An 18,738-nucleotide genomic window follows, 5' to 3' on the forward strand; every position below is an offset into this window, starting at 1 on the left:
CCGGGTCGGGCGCCGACGGTGTCCATCTCGGACGTATCGACGTGCCGATCGACGAGGCACGGGAACTGGTCGGCGACGCCATCGTCGGACTCTCGGCCGCCAGCCCGGAGGAACTCCGGAGGGCGAGTGCATCGGGTGCCGACTACGTCGGCTCGGGGCCGGTGTTCCCCACGGCCACGAAGGAGACAGGCCGGGAGCCGCTCGGGCTCGGAGGAGTCCGGGAGCTCTCCTGCATGAGGGAGCGTCCACCCATCGTCGCCATCGGCGGCATCGGTGTCGGCAGCCTGCGGGAGGTGTTCGCGGCGGGTGCGGAGTTCGCCGCCGTCGTGTCCGCCGTCTGCGCGGCCGACGGACCCCGTGCAGCGCTCGGCGACCTCGTCACTATGATGGCGACGGGCCTCGCGGCCGGCGCCGGGGGTGCGGGCGTTCTCGACGAGCAGGTGAACTACGAGGGGCTCCGGCACTGCCCGCGCTGCGCCGGGGGCTTGAGGGCACGAAGAGTGCGCGACAGCGTTCGGCTGAGGTGCGCGGCGTGCGGATACGTGCTCTACCTCCCCCCCGCGCCGGTCACCTGCACGATCATCGAGCGAGGCGGCGAGGTTCTCCTCGTCAGGCGCCGCTATCCGCCCGGTGAGGGAGCGTGGTGCCTGCCGGCCGGCTTCGTCGAGCCCGGCGAGGATCCGGCCGGAAGCGCGGCCCGCGAGGTTCGGGAGGAGACCGGCCTCGACATCGAGATCACAGGGGTCTTCGATACCTGGGCGTCCCGAGAGGACCCCAGAACGCCGGTCGTCAGCATCGCATTCACCGGACGGGTGGTCGGCGGCCGCCTCCGGCCGGGCGACGACGCCTCGGAGGCCCGCTACTTCCCGCTGGACAGTCTCCCGGACGACATCGCCTTCCGGACACACAGGGACGCTCTCGCGCGCTATGCGAGGGGGCGCTGAGAGAGAAGGGAGAGAGCATGGACGAGGCAGCACTGCTCGCCGTCGCAGCCGACGGCGCCGCCTTCGCCGCCCTCCACCACCTCCTCTTCATCCTCGGCGCCATTTTCCTTTGGCTGCGCCGCGACCTGGGCCGGGCGCCGTCCATCCTCTGCGCGGCCGCGTTCGCGACCTCGGCGTGGCTGCTCCTCCGCTCGACGGATACCCGGATCATGGGAGTCGCCGCGGTCGTCCTCGCGTCCGTCTGGGTCCTCGAGGCGGTCCGTCCCCGCTCCGACCTCTCGTTCACCGGCGCGCCGAAGGTCCGCGTCGCAGTCTCGCTCGCGACCTTCATCTACGCTCTCGTCTACCCCGGTTACGGGATCGACCTGCCGCTCCTGCTGTTCGCTCCCCTCGGCGTCCTGGTTCCGCCGACGACCCTGGCGGCGCTCTCGGTCCTGAACGTCTCGTCGCCCCGCGTGCGGCCGTGGGCACACTGGGCTCACGTCGCCGCCGGGCTGATCTTCGGCCTGTGGGGACTCGCGCTCGGCCAGTGGGGCCAGGCCCCGCTCGTCGCCGCGTCGCTCTACGGAGCGGCCCTTCTTCTGAGAGGGTCGTCGAGAGTCGAGAACGGCTCCGGGCCGGAAGGCAAGGTGAAGGACATCAGAGACAGGATGTACTCACGCAAGACGCTGCTGCCCGGACCGAGGAAGTACGGGCGTCGCATCAACGTGGGTCGTCGCAGAAAGACGGGCGGGCGTCGCTAGCGGCAGGTGGTCGACGTCGTGCTCAGCCTCGGACGAGACACTCGTCGACCGACTTCCTGAAGAGCTCCTTGAACTCGTCGAGACGCTCCTCGTTATAGGAGGTCTCCTCCTCGAACTCCGGGTCGATAGGGTCCCGGGCGATGAAGTTCTGGATGACGAACTTCCTCGCCCCCTTGATCTGCTCCGCGATGAGCTCGAGGTCGCTGGCCCTGTGCAGGGCCGGAACGACGGTCGTCCTGAACTCGTAGTCGACCCGTCCCTCCAGCAGGAGATCGACGCAGTCGCGCACGCGCTCGAGGGCCCGCCGGTCGGCGATACCTGCGCTCCTGGTGTAGGAGTCGAAGTCGAGCGGGGCCTTCACGTCCATGGCTACGTAGTCGACGAGCTCGTCCTCGATCAGACGTTCGAGGTGCTCGGGGAACGAGCCGTTCGTGTCGATCTTGACGTCGACACCGGCCTCGTGGATCAGGTAGGCCAGCTCACCGATGTCGCCGTGCATCAGCGGCTCGCCGCCCGTGATGACGACACCGTCCAGGAAGTCGTTGTGCTCGTTGACGTAGTCGAGCACGTCATCCAGGGGGATGGTGGTGAACTCGTCGGGGAAGAGCACCAGACCGGAGTTGTGGCAGTAGGGGCATCGGAAGTTGCAGCCGGAGACATACAAGGTGGTCGCGACCATACCGTCCCAGTCCACGAGGGACATCTGATCGAACCCCTTGATCGCGAATTTCACTGGCGCCCCCTCTCCGGTCTGGAGCAATAGTAACGCTTTTCGTCGTGACGGACAAGCTCTAAGAGCCCGCGGTCGATCAGATCACCCACGATCTTGGCCGCCTCGGGTCTCGACACGCCGAGCGCCGACACGATGTCCTCCATCGTGACGGGTCGCCTCGACGCCATCTCCACGAGCGCGTCGACCGTCTCCCCCGAGGCGCTCTGGGTTCCCAGCCTGGGCCGGGCGATCACCTCCGCTCGAGGACCCAGATGTCCGGCGACACGGTCGAGCTCGCCGGCCGTCAGCCCCTCGATACCCTCGACGGCAGGGGGCCTCACGACCGTGTTGACGTGGACGACGTCGGGGTCGATCGAGGCGACACTCTCCGCCAGCCTCTCGACCTCGGAGGGCGCGTCGTTCATCCCTCTGACGAAGACGATCTCGAGCAGGACCTGCCCCGCGAAGGCGGCCGTGAACTCGCGGACGCCCCGTTCTATGGCGGCGACGTCGAGCGACGGATGAGGCCGGTTGATGCGCTCGAACAGCTGAGGTGTCACGGCGTCGAGCGACGGTGCGACGATGTCGGCGCGCATGAGTGCGCTGCACACGGCGTCGTCCGTCATGAGGCTCGAGTTCGTCAGGACCGCGACGGGACGGTCGGAGAGCCTCCGGGCCCCGTCTATGAGCTCTCCCAGATGGTCGTTCAGGGTCGGCTCGCCCGAGCCCGACAGCGTGACCGTGTCGACCCTGACGCCGTCGGCGATCCGCGCCTCGAGATCCCTGAGGATCGCGTCGACGTCGACCCACTCCTTCCTGCAGACGGTCCGGTCGGTCGTCGGTCCCAGCTCGCAGTAAACGCAGTCCATGGTGCAGACCTTGGCCGGGATGGCGTCGAGCCCGAGCGAGTATCCCAGACGACGGGACGGCACCGGTCCGAAGACGTGCTTCATGCGGGCTCCCTCCCCTCCGAACGACGCGCGGTCCGCCCGGCTCCGGCGTGGTCGAGCAGCGACCCGCCACCCCCGACGGCGAACGCGCCCCGTATGGCCTCGGTCACGAAGCGCTTGGCGCGACCGACGGCGTCCTCGAGGTCGAACCCCCTGGCGAGATACGACACCACGGCGGCCGACGCCGTGCACCCGGTGCCGTGGAGGGTGCCCACACCGATCCGCTCCGAAGCGTACCTGACGGCGCCCCGCTCCGTATGGAGAATGTCGACGGCGGGGCCGTCGCGATGTCCCCCCTTGACGAGAACGTTCCGGGCCCCCGACCCAAGGAGTCGTGCTGCCGCCCTCTCGATGTCCTTCTCTGTGACGACGGTCAGTCCCGTGAGGGTTTCGAGCTCCGGGATGTTCGGTGTGACGAGCGTGGCCATCGGGACGATCGTGTCCCGCATGGTCGCGACCGCGTCCTCCTCAATGAGCAGACTGCCGGAGGTCGCCACCATCACGGGATCGACGACCAGGTTCTCCAGCGCGTGCGAGGCGACGCGCTCGGCGACCGCCTCCATGACGGCGCTCGACGCCAGCATGCCGGTCTTGGTGGACGCCGGCCTCACGTCCTCCAGGACGGCGTCGATCTGCGACGCGACCATCTCCGGAGCGAGCGTCGCGCTCATGCGCACGCCGCCGGTGCTCTGCGCCGTCACGGCGGTCAGCGCACTCGTGCCGTGCACGTCGAGCGCGAGCATCGTCTTGAGGTCGGCCTGGATGCCGGCGCCCCCGCAGGAGTCCGATCCAGCGATCGTCAGGCCGGCGGGTCGGTCGCGGTCTCCCATACCAGAGATCTCCCGGACAGGGCGATCGCGCCGGGGCGTTTCGGGTTGCCCGGCGCGGCGCGTGGGTGGTAAGCTCTTCAGAATTGAGGGTCGTCCCGGGGTCGAGGCGGCCTTGCTCCGACCCTCATTGTAGACCCCAGTCGCGCGGGTGGCAACGGATTCGTCGTTCCCGCGCGCGTTCCGTGCGGAGTCGCTTCGTGCGCATCGACCGTCATCCCATTCTCACATTCGAGCGCGGCCGCGAGATCGAGTTCGAGTTCGACGGCCGCCGTCTTCGCGGTTGCGAGGGAGAGACGATCGCGGCGGCCCTCCACGCGGCCGGCGTGCGCGTCCTCCGGGAGAGCATCCGGCTCGGGCGTCCGCGCGGCTTCTTCTGCGCCATCGGCCGCTGCTCCTCCTGCCTCATGACGGTGAACGGCGTGCCGAACGTCATGACCTGCATCACGCCGCTCGAGGAGGGCATGCGGGTCGAGACCCAGAGAACGAAGGGGACCGTTCCGGACGGAGGACACCCGGGCGGCGACGCCCCGGCCGATGCCGACGGGGTCCCGATCGTGGCGTGGGGCGAGGCTCCGGGCGAGAGCCTTGGAGACGTACCGCTCGCCGTCGTCGGCGGCGGTCCGGCCGGGCTCTCGGCGGCCATCGCAGCCGGCCGACTGGGGGTGAGGTCGGTCGTGATCGACGAGAACCAGACGGCCGGCGGACAGCTCATCAAGCAGACCCACATGTTCTTCGGCTCGCGCGAACATCACGCCCGGGTCCGCGGGGTCGACATCGGTCCGAAGCTCCTTTCGGAGCTCGAGGAACTGCCGGTCGAGCTCATGCTGGGCACGACAGCCCTCGGCCTCTACAACGACCTGACGCTTTCGCTGCTCGTCGAGGGAAGGCATCGCCGTCTCTCCCCCGAGACGATCATCGTGGCGACCGGGGCGTCGGAGAACATGCTCGCCTTTGAGAACAGCGACCTCCCCGGCGTCTACGGTGCGGGCGCGGTCCAGACGCTCATGAACGTCCACGGCGTCGTACCGGGCGACCGGGTGCTGATGGTCGGCGCCGGCAACATCGGTCTCATCGTCAGCTACCAGCTCCTGCAGGCCGGGGTCGAGGTCGCCGCCGTCATCGAGGGGATGCCGGAGGTCGGAGGCTACCACGTCCACGCCGCGAAGATCAGGCGGGCCGGAGTCCCCATTCTGACGTCGCACACGATCGTGCGCGCCGAGGGCGAGACGACGGTGACGGGCGCCAAGGTCGTCGAGGTCGACGAGTCGTGGCGGCCTGTCGACGGTACGGAGCGCAGGCTCGATGTCGACACCATCTGTCTCGCCGTCGGGCTGACCCCGAACGTTGAGCTCGCGTTCCAGGCCGGAACGAGGGAGGCCCACGTCCGAGAGCTCGGCGGACGCGTCGCCGTTCACGGTCCGGACCTCGAGACATCGATCCCGGGTCTCTACATCGCTGGCGACGCCTCGGGAATCGAGGAGGCCTCGACCGCGATGCTCGAGGGGCGCCTCGCGGGCCTCGCCGCTGCGAAGCGTCTCGGTGCGGGCGATCCGGCGAAGATCGACGCGCTCGTCAGCGAGGCGGCCGCGGGCCTTGCTGCGCTCCGCGCCGGTCCTTTCGGACGCCAGCCGCGCTACGGCAAGGAACGGATGTTCGCGCTGAAGAACCGGGAAGGAACAGATGAGTCACAGGCGTGACGGCATCCTCGATGAGAAGAACCTGCGGGCGGTCCGGCCGTCGGACGAGCGTCTGAAGCAGGGACCGGTCGTGATGGTCGAGTGCGTCGAGCGCATCCCCTGCAATCCGTGCGTCGCGGCCTGCTCGAAGGGCGCGATCTCGATCGAGGGCGATCTGAACGATTCGCCGGCCGTCGACCACGCGCTGTGCGACGGCTGCGGCATCTGCATCAGTGCGTGTCCGGGGCTGGCCATCTTCGTGGTCGACATGAGCCGCGAGGGTGAGGACGCCACGGTCATGCTCCCCTACGAGTTCCGCCCGCTTCCGGACAAGGGAGAGACCGTCACGACGCTCGACCGGGCGGGCGAGGTGATCGGAGAGGCGAAGGTGCTCCGCGTTCTCGACGCGAAGGCGCTCGACCGCACGCCGATCGTGTCCCTCGAGGTGCCGAAGAGCCAGGCGATGGACGTCCGCCACTTCGTGAGGAGAGAGACGCCATGAAGGACGACGTCGTCATCTGCCGATGCGAGGACGTGACGTACGGGCAGATCGTGGAGGCGGTCCGCTCGGGACTGACGACGACCGAGGAGATCAAACGCATTCTGCGATGCGGCATGGGGCCCTGTCAGGGCCGGACATGCACGCGTCTCATCACGAGGATCATCGCCGAGGAGACGGGGCGAACGATCGAGGAGATCGGCCGGCCGGCCGTGAGACCTCCCGCGCGTCCCATCGAGATCGGCGTGCTGGCAGGCCGGAGCGATGAGGAGAACCGCTGACTGCGTCATCATAGGAGGGGGCGTCGTCGGCTCCTCCCTCGCCTACTACCTCGCGAAGCGCGGCATGACGAACTGTGTCGTGCTCGAGGCGAGCTATCTCTCGAGCGGGGCGACCGGCCGCTGCGGCGGGGGCATCCGTCAGCAGTGGAGCACCGAGCCGAACGCCCGTCTGGCGATCGAGAGCATGGCGCTTTGGAAGGGGCTCGAGGACGAGCTCGACCGCGACATCGAGTTCCTCCAGGGGGGCTATCTGGTCCTCGGCTATACGGACGACGACGTCCGTCAGTTCGAGGCGAACGTCGAACTCCAGCGCGGACTGGGTCTCGACGTCGAGGTCCTGACGCCGACGGAGATACGGGACCGGGCCGCCCCCGGCCTCGACACGCGCGGCGTGCGACTGGCCACCTACTGCTCGTCGGACGGAAGCGCAAACCCGTTCCTCACCACCCAGGCCTACGCAGATGCCGCCCGCAGGCTCGGGGTCGAGTTCGAGCTCTTCACCCCGGTCGGCCGCGTGCTCGTCGAGGGCGGGCGTGTCACCGGTGTCGAGACCGAGCGCGGCACCGTCAGCGCGCCGGTCGTCGTCAACGCGGCGGGCAGCCACTCGCTGCTCCTCGCCAGGACCGCCGGTATCGAACTGCCCATCACCCCCTGGCGCCGGGAGATCCTCGTCACTGAGCCGGTCGAGCGCTTCCTCGATCCGATGGTCATCTCGTTCAGCTTCGGCATCTACTTCCGGCAGACCAGGCACGGTGCCGTCATCGGCGGATTCGCCGACCCCGACGAGCAGCCGGGCTTCAACCAGACCTCGAGCCTCGACTTCCTGACGACCATGAGCCGGAAGCTCGGCCGCCTCATGCCGAGGCTCGCGTCGGTCAAGATCGTCCGCCAGTGGGCCGGTCTCTACGATGCGACCCCCGACGGACAGCCGATCCTCGGGCACGTGCCCGAGGTCGACGGGTTCATCCAGGCCTGTGGTTTCAGCGGGCACGGCTTCATGATCGCCCCAAAGGTCTCATCGCTTCTCGCCCAGCTCATCACGGGCGAGCGTCCCGACCTCGACATCGACCGTCTGAACCTCCGCCGCTTCGCCGACGGAGCAACAGCCGGAGAGCGTTCAGTCGTCTGACCGGATTCGCCACACGACCGGAGCGTCGCATGGAAAGCCGACCCATTGTCCAGGTCGACGGTCTCGTGAAGGACTACGGCCGCATCAGGGCCGTCGACAACGTCTCCTTCGCCGTTGGGCGCGGCGAGATCTTCGGGCTTCTCGGTCCGAACGGCGCAGGAAAAACCACGATCATCTCGATTCTGTCCTGTCTGGTCCCGCCGACCACCGGAACGGCGCACGTGGCCGGCCACGACGTGACCCGGGACTCGATCGAGGTCAGGTCGCGCATCGGGGTCGTCCCCCAGGAGATCGCCCTCTACCAGACGCTCTCGGCTCGGGAGAACCTGCTCTTCTGGGGGCGCATGTACGGGTTGTCCGGTGACGCGCTCTCGCGGAGGGCCGGTGAGCTCATCGATGTCGTCGGCCTCAGCGAAAGGGCCGACACGCGGATCGATACGTTCTCGGGAGGGATGAAACGGCGGATCAACATCGCGGTCGGCCTTCTGCACGACCCGGAGGTCCTCTTCCTCGACGAGCCCACCGTGGGCATCGACCCGCAGACACGCAGGAGCCTGCTGGACCTCGCCAGGGACCTCAACGACCAGGGACTGACCATCCTCTACACGACGCACTATCTGGAGGAGGCCGAGTTCCTGTGTGACCGCGTCGGTATCGTCGACGGCGGGAAGCTGATCGCCATCGGGACGCAGCGCGAGCTCGTCGCGCAGATCGGAGCGACCGACACGATCACCGTCGAGGCCGACGGGATCGATGCCGCGCGCCTGGCAGCGCTCGATGAGCTGCCGGGCGTTCTCGAAACGTCGGTCGATGATCGCGTCGCGAAGATCAACGCCGAGTCCGGCTCCCGACTCCTGCCGACCCTGGTCGAGCGCCTGACGGAGTCGGGCGTCGCGATCAGGTCGGTCGAGGTCGACGCCCCGAACCTGGAGAGCGTCTTCCTGCACCTGACCGGCCGATCGCTCGGTGCCGGACAGGAGAGCGAAGGGAAAGGCGCGTCCTGATGAAGGCCCTCACGGTAGCCCTCAAGGACATCCGGATCCGTGTCAGGGACAGGAACGCGCTGGTGCTGGCCATCCTCCTTCCCATCGTGCTCATCGGCATCATCGGGTTCGCCTTCTCGAGCGACAGCGGCATCTCGACGGTCCGGCTCGCCGTCGTCGAACGTGAGGACGGGGATCTGGTCGCCGGGATGGCGGCGGCGCTCCTGTCACGCATCGACATCTTCGAGGCCGAGGTACTTCCCTCCAACGAGGCAAGGAGCGCGGTCGCGAAGGGCGACCTCTCGGCGGCGGTCGTCCTCCCCGACAGCCTGTTCGAGTCGTTCCGCGACGGTGAGAACGTCGAGCTTCGCGTTCTCAAGGACCCGGTCAGCATGGTCAAGGCCGGCATCGGCGAAGCGCTGGCCAGGAGAACGGCCACCTACGTCTCGGCCGGGACGGTACTCGCCAGGTCCGTCTATCAGGCTCTCGACGGCGAACGGCCCCTCTCCGACTCCGAGGAGTTCGAGCTCTGGGGCTACGTCTTCCAGCACATGGCCGAGACGTGGGAGGAACAGCCGATCGTCATCGACGACGTCGATCAGACGACGAGAGACATCGACGCTCACGCCTACTTCGCCCCGTCGTTCGCCGTCGTCTTTCTGCTCTTCACGCTTCTGGGAAGCGCCAAGACAATCCACGAGGAACGAGAGGCGGGAACCTACTGGAGGCTCCTCACCACGCCCCTCACACGTTCGTCTCTCATCGGTGGGAAGCTCCTCGGTTCGTTCGTCTTCGCCGCCGTCCAGCTTCTGGTACTGGTCGTCCTGACGCGTCTTCTGTTCGGTGTCGACTGGGGAAGCGACCCGGTTGCCGTGTTCCTCATGGTCCTCGTCACGGCCGCCGGAGCGACCTCGGTCGCGGTCTTCATCGCCTCGGTCGCGAGGACGGGCCGTCAGACGGATCAGGTCGGCACGACGGTGATCCTCGTCATGTCGCTCGTGGGCGGCAGCATGTGGCCCGTCGAGCAGGCGCCGGAGTTCCTCAGGAGGATCGCGCGGTTCACGTTCAACTACTGGGCGCAGTCCGGCTTCAGAACGCTCATCTTCCATGACGCCGGGCTCGCCGGGATCTGGCAGGAGATCGTGATCATCCTGGCCATCTCATCCGTTCTGTTCGGCCTGTCCGTCGGGCTCTTGTCCAGGAGGTGACCCGGTGCGTCGGATCGCCGGACTCGTGGTCCACAACCTCAGACTCGTCGCCGCCGACCGGGCCGCCCTCGTGTGGCTGCTTGTCATGCCGGTGGCGTTCACCTTTTTCATGGGTATCGCGTTCCGCGGCGGCGGAGGCGACGACGTCTCGCCGGAAGAGGTCACCTATCTGGTGACCGTTCTCAATCTCGACGGCGGCCCCCGGGGCGCCGAGCTCATCGACGCCATCGAGGCCGACGGGTCGATCGGCGTCATGCGCGAGGCCCCCGTCGGAGACGGCGACGACATCGAGCGCGTCCGCTCGCTGGTCGCCGACGGTGAGCGCTCGTCGGCGCTCATCGTGCCGGCCGGCTTCTCCGACTCGCTCGCCTCGGGAAGCACGGCGACGCTCGAGTTCGTGAGGAACCCGGAGAGACTCAATCCTCACAAGACGAGGGAGGCCGTCGACCGGATCGTCTCGCGGATGAACGTCTCAGAGATGGCCGGCGCCCTGGCCGTCGACGCGAGGGTGGAACTCCGCGGCGATCCCTCCCCGGAGCTTCGATCGGCTCTCGCGGAGAGCGCCAGGGCCCATGCCGACCGCTCATGGGACCCCGCGCCGATGACGGTCACTGCGGAGACTCTGGGGCGCGAGGGTCGATCGGACGACGTTCCCGCCACGGGGTTCGCTCACTCGAGCCCGGCGATGGCGCTCATGTTCATCCTGCTGAACGGCCTCATGATGTCGACGATGCTCGTCGAGGAGCGGAGGGAGCGCACGCTCAGACGGCTCTTCACGACGCCGGCCCTGAGGTCGGAGATCATCATCGCCAATCTCCTGTTCCGCATGCTGATCGGTGCGGGTCAGCTGGTCTTTCTGATCGCTCTCGGCAGGTTCGCCTTCGGTGTCGACTGGGGCGACACGCCGGCGGGCCTCGCACTCGTCGGTGGGACGTTCGTGGCTGCCGTGGCCGGGCTCTCGGTGCTCATCGGCTCCTGGGCCAGGAACTCGAGACAGGCCGAGAGTCTCTCTCTCCTGCTCGCGCTCTCCATGTGCGCCCTCGGAGGTCTCTGGTGGCCCCTCGAGATCACACCCCGTGCATACCAGATCGTCGGCCACGTCGTCCCGACGGGCTGGGCCATGGACGCTCTCCACGACATGGTGGGAAGGGGCTACGGGTTCGCCGACGTGTCGACCGACGCGGCGGTCCTCGCAGGCTTCGCGGCGCTCTTCACGATCGCCGCGGCGCTCTCATTCCGTCCGGAGTAGGCGCGCTACTCCCGCAGATAGTCGGAGGTCCACTCGGGCCGCTCCACGCGGCCGTCGAGAATGAGGTCCGTCCAGTCGGACGTCCTCGAGGTGGGCGGGTCGTTCGGTGACAGCTCGTAGAACGAGAAGACAGCGCCTGCGTAGACGACCGGCTCGCCCCCCTCGATCACGCGGATGTAGACGACGTCGGGCCGTCCCAGCCCGACACGCAGGTCGGGTCCCTCCGCGCCGGGCGAGTACGGTATCGCTGTGAACGCCGGAAGCTCCCCGGCGCCCCTGGCTCCCGACGGCGCCCCGCCGGTCAGCATCCTGATCCAGCCGGCGTGGTCACCGAGCCCTCTGCCGGCGCCCTGCATCCCTCCCCCGGCGAGGACCGAGCGCGAAATCCGCTCGAGCGAGGTCATCAGAACACAGTAATCGGCCAGTCGATCGTCCAGATCGTCGTCAAGAAGGTAGTCCTCCCACAGCCTGTCCCTGATGTGCTGACCGAGGTCCTTGAGTCTGGAGTAGAGCTCTGGGACGGGCTCTATGAAGGGCGGCTCGACGTCGAGACCCGGCGCCTCGCGGCCCGACAGGGGCATCAGGAGGGCGCCGTCGGGAACGCGGCGCGTCAGAGCCCAGGCTGCCGCGGACGTGGTCAGGCTCTTCGAGCGCCATCCCGGCTCGGCCATGAAGGGCGGAACCGCAGCCGACGGCGCCCGCGCGACAGCCGAGACGGCGTAGAGCCAGCTCCAGTACAGGTCGTCCATCCAGTCCGCGTACGACATCGTCTCGACCGAGAGCTCGATCTCCTCGTAGGCCTGGCGGTAGGTCTCGCTGCCGAAGGCATCGCGGTCCTCGAGGATCTGCCGCGCCCTGTGAGAACCGAGGAGCGCGATAATGTCGACCGTCGAGGGCTCCCTGCGCTCGGCGCAGAGGCGGTCGAAATACGTGATGTCCGGGTAGTAGGGTCGCGGCAGGAATCTCAGACCGCGAAGCTCGTGCGTCTCGAAGTGCGGCGGCGCCGTCTCCGACACGCGGGAGACGAACTCCATGAGGAGCGTCTCACCCGCGACGGCCGCGAGTTCGTACTCCTCCCCGTACACCTCCTCGGCCATCTCCAGGTAGTCGCCCACCGTCGGATCGCCCGAGTCACCGTGGAAGAACTCGAGGGTCTCGTGCGCCTGCTCCCAGGTCTCATACCAGATGCCGCCCTCGCCGCTCAGGGCGCGCACGAGCAGGAGCGCCTGCCGCGTCAGCGTGTAGTCCTCGACGCGGCCCTCCGGCAGAGCGAACGCCATCCGGCTGTACCAGGTGAGGGCGCGATAGAACCCGCGCATCCGATCGCTTGCGTTGTAGTGTCCGACGGGCTCGTACGCCGAGTAGTCCTCGCCCGGGCCGAGCACTCCGTCGAGCGGCGTCGCTCCCATGATCGGCGACAGCGCCGTGGCGCGCGCCTCCTCGATGAGAGCGAGCTCGCGCTCGACGAGCGATCGCACGAACTCGGACGGGAAGAAGTCGGGGTCGAGGAGACTCAGTCCGACCGAGAAGTAGGCCAGATTGAGCCGCGCGGCCTCCTTGACGATCGGGTCGGTCGCAAGCAGATACTGCTCCTCGGTCAGACGCACCATCTCCTCGCTGAGCTCGGTCAGCCGCTCGGCGAGGAACTCCTCTTCGACGGTGCGCTGCACGTCGTCGAACAGACTGTCGGACAGCCAGAGAACGGAGTCCGCCGTGATGAAGGACGGAAGATCGAGCTCGGTGATTCGCGCGTAGGCCGAGGCGAAGTCATCCATGTCGCCGGCAACGACGACGTAGCCGCGCGACTCGAGGACCGCCGTCTCCGCCTCGGTAAGACCCGAGACCGGTGCGGCGCCCGTCCTCACCGGCGGGACGAGAACGAGCAGCGGGATGAGCGAAGCGAGAAACAGGCGCCGGAGCGCGCTCGGGGTCACGGTGAGATGAGTCCCTCGGCTGCCGTGATCCATAGGATGTCCGGTTCCTCCTCCCCGACACGCTCGATGTGATGAGGCTGGTCCGACTTGAACTGAACGGCGTCGCCGGCGGAGAGATCGTAGGTTTCGGCGTCGACCGTCACACGGACGCGGCCCGAGTTGACGAGCAGGATCTCCTCCCCCTCGCGAGGCGGGATGTCCATCCCCTCCTCCGACAGGCTCGAGATGCGGGCCACTCTGAGTCGCCCCGCGGGAATTCCCTTCGTCAGATAGTCGAAGGCCGCAAGCTCGCGCCCGGACTCGGTCTGTGACTGATGCACGCGCTCGTGCCCCCGTACGATCGAGACGGTCGGGAGACGTTCCTCTTCAACGAAGAAGGTCGCCGATCTCCCGAGGGCGTGTGCGATCCTCAGGAGCGCGCCGACCGTCGGCGAAGTCCGTCCTCTCTCGATCTCCGAGATGTGCGTTGGGGACATCCCCGCCGCCTCGGCGACCTGCTTGAGCGTCATCCCCTTCGAGAGCCGCTCCACTTTGACACGCTTGCCCAACTCAGCCTTGTCGAGCATGATCACCACCCCTCCCGGTCCGCTCACCGCGCTTCCTTCGTCGGATCCGCCGACTCGGGCGGCGAATGTCAGGCTCAGCCCGTCAGGCTTTCAGTGAAAGATGTCAGGAATATCGGGCCGATTTGACGCGCCGCTTGTTCTTCTCCGCGTACTCCTTTTCCCACGCCTCGTCCGCGATCGCCCGGTAGCTCCTGGCGTATCCGTCGATCTCCGCCTTGAGATCGGTGATCAGGGTCTCCGCACCCTCGTGGGTCGGGTGCGCGTGGCACTTCGCGACGCAGTCCCGCAGGACCGTCGGCTCGTCGATGAGCATGCAGGGCGTCAGGTAGTTATCGCGGTACGGCTGACGCCTCCGGATGGCCTTCATGAAATCCGAGTTCAGCGCCTCCCTGATCGAGCTGTCCCGGATGTTGTCGACCGCGAAGTGGCAGAAGACGCACGGCTCGACGTCTCCGTTGGCGTTGATGTGGACGTACTCGCGCCCCCCAGCGATGCACCCCTCGACATAGTAGCCGTCGTTCCAGAAGTCGCCGATGAAGATCGCCTTGGACTCCCGGAGCTCGAGCACCCGCCTTCTGAGCCAGTCGCGCTGCTCCGGTGTCGGCATCAGCTCGACGTGGGGCTCTCTGCCGATCGGGATGTACTGGAAGTACCACGCGACCATCGCGCCCTTCTCGATGAGAAGGTCGATCATCTCGTCGCCGGCGATCTCCTCCATGTTCTCCCGCGTCTCAGTGAACGAGGTTCCGAACATCACGCCGGCCTCGCGCAGGTTGTCCATCGCCTGCATGACGCGGTCGAAGGTACCCTCGCCTCGCCGCGCATCGGTCCTCTCCCTGAAGCCCTCAAGGCTGATCATCGGCGCGACGTTCCCGCACTCCTCGAGCCGGGCCGCGGTCTTCTCGTCGATCATCGTGCCGTTCGTGTAGAGCTGGAAGTAGACGTCGCTGTGCTCCTGCCAGATATCGAACATGTCCGGACGGCAGAAGATCTCGCCCCCGCTCATCGTGACGAAATAGGTCCCCATCGACTTGACCTCTGAGATGATCCGGTCGACCTCCTCCGTCGAAAGCCCCTCATGCTGCTCGTACTCTCCGGCGTAGCAGCCCGGGCACCGGAGGTTGCAGCGCATCGTCGGGCTGATGACGACGAACATGGGCGGTCTGAACCCATGGCTCTTCGGCATCTCGATCTCGCGCTGGTCGGTGCCGATCAGGAACGCGTTCACGAAGAGGTTCTCGATGAGCTTGTTGCGGCAGTTCGGAGAGAGACGTTCCAGAACCTCCTTTGCCATCATGACGGCGGGATGCCCCTGCTCGAACATCTGCCGGAGCAGGCGGATCGTCTCCCTGTCGCGCTCGACTCTCGTCAGCTTCTCTGCGAAGCGGGACGCCCTGATCAGGTTATCGACCGACATGTGTGGCACGAGGGAGAGGAGGGTCTTCGCCGCCTGAGCCCTCGTGAATGTCCTCAGGTTCGTTCTCATCACCTCATCGCCTCCGCGGCAGGCTGTGAGAAAGCCCAGGTTCGCGACACTGAAGTATACCGCACCCGGCAGCATCTGAGAAGCGTTGTCTGTCCCTCAAACCGGCCGGATGTCAAGTGTTGTCCGCTCGATTGACCGCACGCCGTGCACGGACGCTACGACACGGCCGGGTTCAGCGCTCCGGCGAGATCGGACGGTTTCCCGGCGCCTGCGGCGCGCTCGTAGACGCCGAGTATCCGCCGTGAGACACGTGACCAGTCGTACTGTTCGACCTCGCGCCTCGCGTTCGCGCGAAGCCGGTCGGCGAGCTCAGTGAAGCGGGCCACCTGGACGATTCCGGCGGCGATGCTCTCAGGAGACTCGCGGGAGACGAGAAGCCCGGTCGCGCCGTGGTGCACAACGTCCCGGTAGCCAGGGATGTCCGACGCGACAACAGCCGCGCCCGCCGCCATGGCCTCGAGCAGCACGATGCCGAAGCTCTCGCCGCCGGTCGCCGGCGAGCAGTAGACGTCGGCGGAACGGTAGTGCCTGGGCACGTCGGCGTGCGGCGCGAAGCCGGTGAACTCGACGCGTGACCTCGCGCGCGCCGGAACACGCGACCTGTAGTACCCGCTCAGCGGTCCGCCTCCGACGACGATCAGCCTGGCCTCGGGGACGTCCTCCAGGATCCGAGGCATCGCAGCCAGAAGATGCTCGAGACCCTTTCGCTGCTCCAGGCGTCCGACGAAGAGGATCCGGAACTCGCGGGGGTCGCGGTCGAACGGCTCGGCCTCGGCGAACCGGGCGACCTCGACACCGTTCGGCACGATCTCGTAGCTGCCGCCGAAGAACGGCTCGACGGTGGCGAGCGCCGCACGCGACACGGCGATCCGCTCCGAGAGCCTCTGAGCGTAGGGCTCGAGCCGGCGGCGGAACACGCGGTATCCCAGCGGGGACTCGTTGCTCGCGTGGAACGTCGCGACGACGGGACACGGCGCCTCGGCGACCGCGGCCAGGGAGAGCATAGGCAGGAACGGTTCGTGAACATGAACGACGTCGAACCGACGGCGCCTGAAGACGCCCCGCACGCGTCGCCGCATCGCGGGGCCGACCGCGACCGGGCAGAGCGAACCGTTCGCCGGAACGAGGACCGCGCGTCCGAGCCTCACGACCTCGACGTCATCGACGTCGCAGCGACCGCCGAACCGCGTCGTCACGACGGTCACGTCGTGACCGAGCTTTCCGAGTTCGTGGGCGACGTGCCGCACGTGCTCACCCACGCCCCCGCGGTACGGCTGATATGTGGGCGTGACCATGCCGACTCTCATGCGCTGTCCTCTTCCTCCGGCCAGATCGGCTGCAGCATGCACCACTGCGAGGGATACCGTCCGATGTACTTCTCGAAGGCCGCCACGATCGACCGCGTCAGACGCTCCATGTCCGCGTCATCGTCGCCGGTCACGTCGAACTCGATCGCGGGTTCAACATAGCATATGAACCGCCCGCCGTCCCGGACGCAGAAGCCCGGTACGACAGCGGCCCCGCTCTTGATCGCCCAGTACGCCGGGCCCTTGGGAAAGACGGCGGGACGAGAGAAGAACTCGATCTCGATGCCCTCCCCCCCGATGGTCCTGTCGGCAACGAAGAACACGGTCTCACCGCGCCGGAGCGCCCGTCCAAGCTTGAGGGGACGGCCGAGCGGGATGACGTTCAGACCGCGCCTGGACCGCATCTCCTTCATCTTCTCCTCGGACTCCTCGGTGACGACCGGCTCGACGATGGCCGAGAGCGGCCCCAGGGACTCGACGCCCGCGAGGGCCGTGCCGCCGACGTCCCAGCTTCCGAGGTGCGCCGTGGCGAACACGACGCCGCGTCCCCGGTCCACGGCCGCCTGCAGGTGTTCGAGTCCGTCGATCGTCGTTGCGTCGGACAGCCGGCGTCCCAGCCTGCCGTTCAGGGCGAAGAAGTCGGCCCAGTAGAGCCCGTGGCTCACGAACATCCGCCGCGCCGTGCGGCGGGCCTCGTCGCTCGAGGCGTCGACCCCGAGCACCCGGGCGGCGTTCCGTCTGGCCGTCCGCCGCCGGTGCGGCAGCAGCGCATAGCCGACGAGCCCCAGAAAAGACGCGATGGGATAGGTGACGCCGCGCGGGAGCTGGGACGCCAGCGCGGACCCGGCCCGCATGAGCGGATAGGCGTTCAGGGCGTTGAACCGCCTCGTGTCGGCGAGCAGCACGATCGAGATCGCCGAGTAGGCGAGACACCCGATGCCCGCGCCGACAAGCACCTGTCGCGGGCCCGACGCGTCCGCGATGAGCCCTGAGAGGATGCCCGCAATCCCGAATGCCGCCTTCGACACCATCTCCCGCATGCCGAACGCCTTGCCGATCGACCCCGCCTTCATGCCCTCCTGGATCATCGTGTCGCACGCGACCATCGTCGGCGCGACGACGAACCCCGTTGCGAAGACCAGCCCGCCGAGCATCTGGATCGAGTCAGAGAACGCCATCACGAGAACGGCGGCACCGGCGAAGAGGAAACTCAGCGAGACGATGGCCCGCCGGGGTACGGTACAGAGATATCGGCCGACGAGGAGCGAGCCGAGGAGCATACCGAGGCCGCCGACCGAATAGAGCATCCCGAGGTCGGCGGCGCCCATGCCGAACTCGTTCCGAACGAAGACGGGACAGACGATCAGCACGAGACCGGCGAGGAACATGACCGCCGACATCGAGGCCGTCGAGTAGAGGACCTCCCTCCGCCCCCGCATCTCGTTCAGACCGTCTCTGAGGTCGTCGAGCAGACGTCCGTACGCTGAACGTATGGCATCGACGTCGACGTCGGTCGCGGGCGCAGGTTCCAGACGCTCCCCTTCCGGGACGTCCCGGGGAGGCGCGGCCGCCCCGCGGCGTCCTCGCCGCGGCCCACGCTCCTTTCGTGCCCGGCGCTCCGCCGACACCTCGGCGACGCTCCTCAGCGTGAGAAAACCCACCAGTCCGGCCGACAGCGCGTACGTGCCCGCGTCGGTCCAGAAGCCGACGGCCGCGCCGTAGCGCTCGACCAGGAGACCGCCGCCCCACGGCCCGAGGATCAGCGAGGCCATCATGGCGACGTTCAGGAGGGCGTTCGCGGGCATCAGTTTTTCGTCAGTGACGATCTGCGGGATCGCCGCCGTCTTGGCGGAGAGGTAGAAGCGGTTGATCGTGAAGACCAGGAAGACGACGACGTAGACCGGCGTCATGGTCGTGGCGACGAGCGGTATCGCCGCAACGAGGGCCGCCCGCACGAGGTCCGACCAGATCATCAACGTCTTCCGGTCGTGCCGGTCTGCGTAGACACCCGCGATCGGACTGAATATCAGCACGGGGACGCTGGCCAGGAGCAGGATCTTGGAGAACTCGAACCCGCGGATCGCCCCGTCGGTTATCGAAAAGATGAGCGCCGCCAGGGCCATCAGATTGAGGTGGTCGCCGAGCTGGGAAGAGAGCGAGCTCGTCCACAGGAGCGAGAAGTTCCCGTTCCTGAACACGCTCAGATAGCCACCGCGCAGTTGGTCGCGTCTTTCGGCCACT

The 18,738-nt window shown here is 67.6% G+C and carries 17 protein-coding genes; 9 read left to right on the forward strand and 8 right to left on the reverse strand.

The annotated features are described in order from the left end of the window. Both GF405_09050 and GF405_09055 read left to right on the forward strand, forming a co-directional pair. On the forward strand, positions 1-944 hold a 944-nt coding region (locus GF405_09050), incomplete at its 5' end, for an NUDIX domain-containing protein (protein MBD3368297.1). A 17-nt stretch (positions 945-961) separates the two neighbouring features. Further along, positions 962-1,687 (forward strand): hypothetical protein, encoded by a 726-nt coding sequence (locus GF405_09055; GenBank protein MBD3368298.1) that lies wholly within the window; start codon positions 962-964, stop codon positions 1,685-1,687. Positions 1,688-1,709: 22 nt separating this feature from the next. On the opposite strand, the gene GF405_09060 is transcribed toward GF405_09055, so the two are convergent. The 3 genes from GF405_09060 to thiD are packed head-to-tail and all read right to left on the reverse strand — an operon-like array spanning position 1,710 to position 4,179. Beyond that, positions 1,710-2,420, reverse strand: coding sequence for an anaerobic ribonucleoside-triphosphate reductase activating protein (locus GF405_09060; protein MBD3368299.1), 711 nt, complete (start codon positions 2,418-2,420; stop codon positions 1,710-1,712). Beyond that, entirely contained in the window at positions 2,417-3,352 is a 936-nt protein-coding gene (locus GF405_09065; protein MBD3368300.1) for a radical SAM protein, read from the reverse strand. Before GF405_09065 ends, GF405_09060 begins: the two co-directional genes overlap by 4 nt. Continuing rightward, positions 3,349-4,179, reverse strand: a complete 831-nt coding sequence (gene thiD / locus GF405_09070; protein MBD3368301.1) for a bifunctional hydroxymethylpyrimidine kinase/phosphomethylpyrimidine kinase — start codon at positions 4,177-4,179, stop codon at positions 3,349-3,351. Before thiD ends, GF405_09065 begins: the two co-directional genes overlap by 4 nt. Before the next feature lie 197 nt (positions 4,180-4,376). Between thiD and GF405_09075 the strand changes: the two genes are divergently transcribed. Genes GF405_09075 through GF405_09105 form a run of 7 tightly spaced genes read left to right on the forward strand, consistent with a single transcriptional unit; the run spans position 4,377 to position 11,204 of the window. Further along, the gene (locus GF405_09075; protein MBD3368302.1) at positions 4,377-5,876 is read left to right on the forward strand and encodes an FAD-dependent oxidoreductase; all 1,500 of its coding nucleotides are present in this window, start codon (positions 4,377-4,379) and stop codon (positions 5,874-5,876) included. Beyond that, positions 5,860-6,357, forward strand: coding sequence for a 4Fe-4S ferredoxin (locus GF405_09080; protein ID MBD3368303.1), 498 nt, complete (start codon positions 5,860-5,862; stop codon positions 6,355-6,357). The genes GF405_09075 and GF405_09080 overlap by 17 nt, the downstream gene beginning before the upstream one ends. Beyond that, positions 6,354-6,635: a (2Fe-2S)-binding protein gene (locus tag GF405_09085; GenBank protein MBD3368304.1), complete on the forward strand. Its 282-nt coding sequence runs from the start codon at positions 6,354-6,356 to the stop codon at positions 6,633-6,635. The genes GF405_09080 and GF405_09085 overlap by 4 nt, the downstream gene beginning before the upstream one ends. Continuing rightward, a complete protein-coding gene (locus GF405_09090) occupies positions 6,619-7,764 on the forward strand; it encodes an FAD-dependent oxidoreductase (protein MBD3368305.1) in 1,146 nt (381 codons plus the stop codon). Before GF405_09085 ends, GF405_09090 begins: the two co-directional genes overlap by 17 nt. A gap of 29 nt (positions 7,765-7,793) precedes the next feature. Then, positions 7,794-8,768 (forward strand): ATP-binding cassette domain-containing protein, encoded by a 975-nt coding sequence (locus GF405_09095; protein MBD3368306.1) that lies wholly within the window; start codon positions 7,794-7,796, stop codon positions 8,766-8,768. Next, positions 8,768-9,955, forward strand: a complete 1,188-nt coding sequence (locus GF405_09100; GenBank protein MBD3368307.1) for an ABC transporter permease subunit — start codon at positions 8,768-8,770, stop codon at positions 9,953-9,955. The genes GF405_09095 and GF405_09100 overlap by 1 nt, the downstream gene beginning before the upstream one ends. Positions 9,956-9,959: 4 nt before the next feature. Continuing rightward, positions 9,960-11,204 carry an ABC transporter permease subunit gene (locus GF405_09105; GenBank protein ID MBD3368308.1) on the forward strand — a complete coding sequence of 415 codons (1,245 nt, stop codon included), beginning with the start codon at positions 9,960-9,962 and terminating at the stop codon, positions 11,202-11,204. Positions 11,205-11,209: 5 nt separating this feature from the next. Here GF405_09105 and GF405_09110 read toward each other — a convergent pair whose 3' ends face one another. The 5 genes from GF405_09110 to GF405_09130 all read right to left on the reverse strand — a co-directional run bounded on the left by GF405_09110 (position 11,210) and on the right by GF405_09130 (position 18,737). After that, complete coding sequence (locus GF405_09110; GenBank protein ID MBD3368309.1) at positions 11,210-13,171, reverse strand: DUF3160 domain-containing protein; 1,962 nt, start codon at positions 13,169-13,171, stop codon at positions 11,210-11,212. Next, positions 13,135-13,704 (reverse strand): helix-turn-helix domain-containing protein, encoded by a 570-nt coding sequence (locus GF405_09115; GenBank protein ID MBD3368310.1) that lies wholly within the window; start codon positions 13,702-13,704, stop codon positions 13,135-13,137. The genes GF405_09110 and GF405_09115 overlap by 37 nt, the downstream gene beginning before the upstream one ends. A 103-nt stretch (positions 13,705-13,807) precedes the next feature. Further along, positions 13,808-15,265 (reverse strand): radical SAM protein, encoded by a 1,458-nt coding sequence (locus tag GF405_09120; GenBank protein ID MBD3368311.1) that lies wholly within the window; start codon positions 15,263-15,265, stop codon positions 13,808-13,810. A gap of 80 nt (positions 15,266-15,345) precedes the next feature. Next, entirely contained in the window at positions 15,346-16,497 is a 1,152-nt protein-coding gene (locus GF405_09125) for a glycosyltransferase (protein ID MBD3368312.1), read from the reverse strand. Beyond that, positions 16,494-18,737: an MFS transporter gene (locus GF405_09130; protein MBD3368313.1), complete on the reverse strand. Its 2,244-nt coding sequence runs from the start codon at positions 18,735-18,737 to the stop codon at positions 16,494-16,496. The genes GF405_09125 and GF405_09130 overlap by 4 nt, the downstream gene beginning before the upstream one ends. Position 18,738 lies beyond the last annotated feature (1 nt).

Source organism: Candidatus Effluviviaceae Genus V sp., from assembly GCA_014728125.1.
Taxonomy (GTDB): Bacteria; Joyebacterota; Joyebacteria; order Joyebacterales; family Joyebacteraceae; genus WJMD01.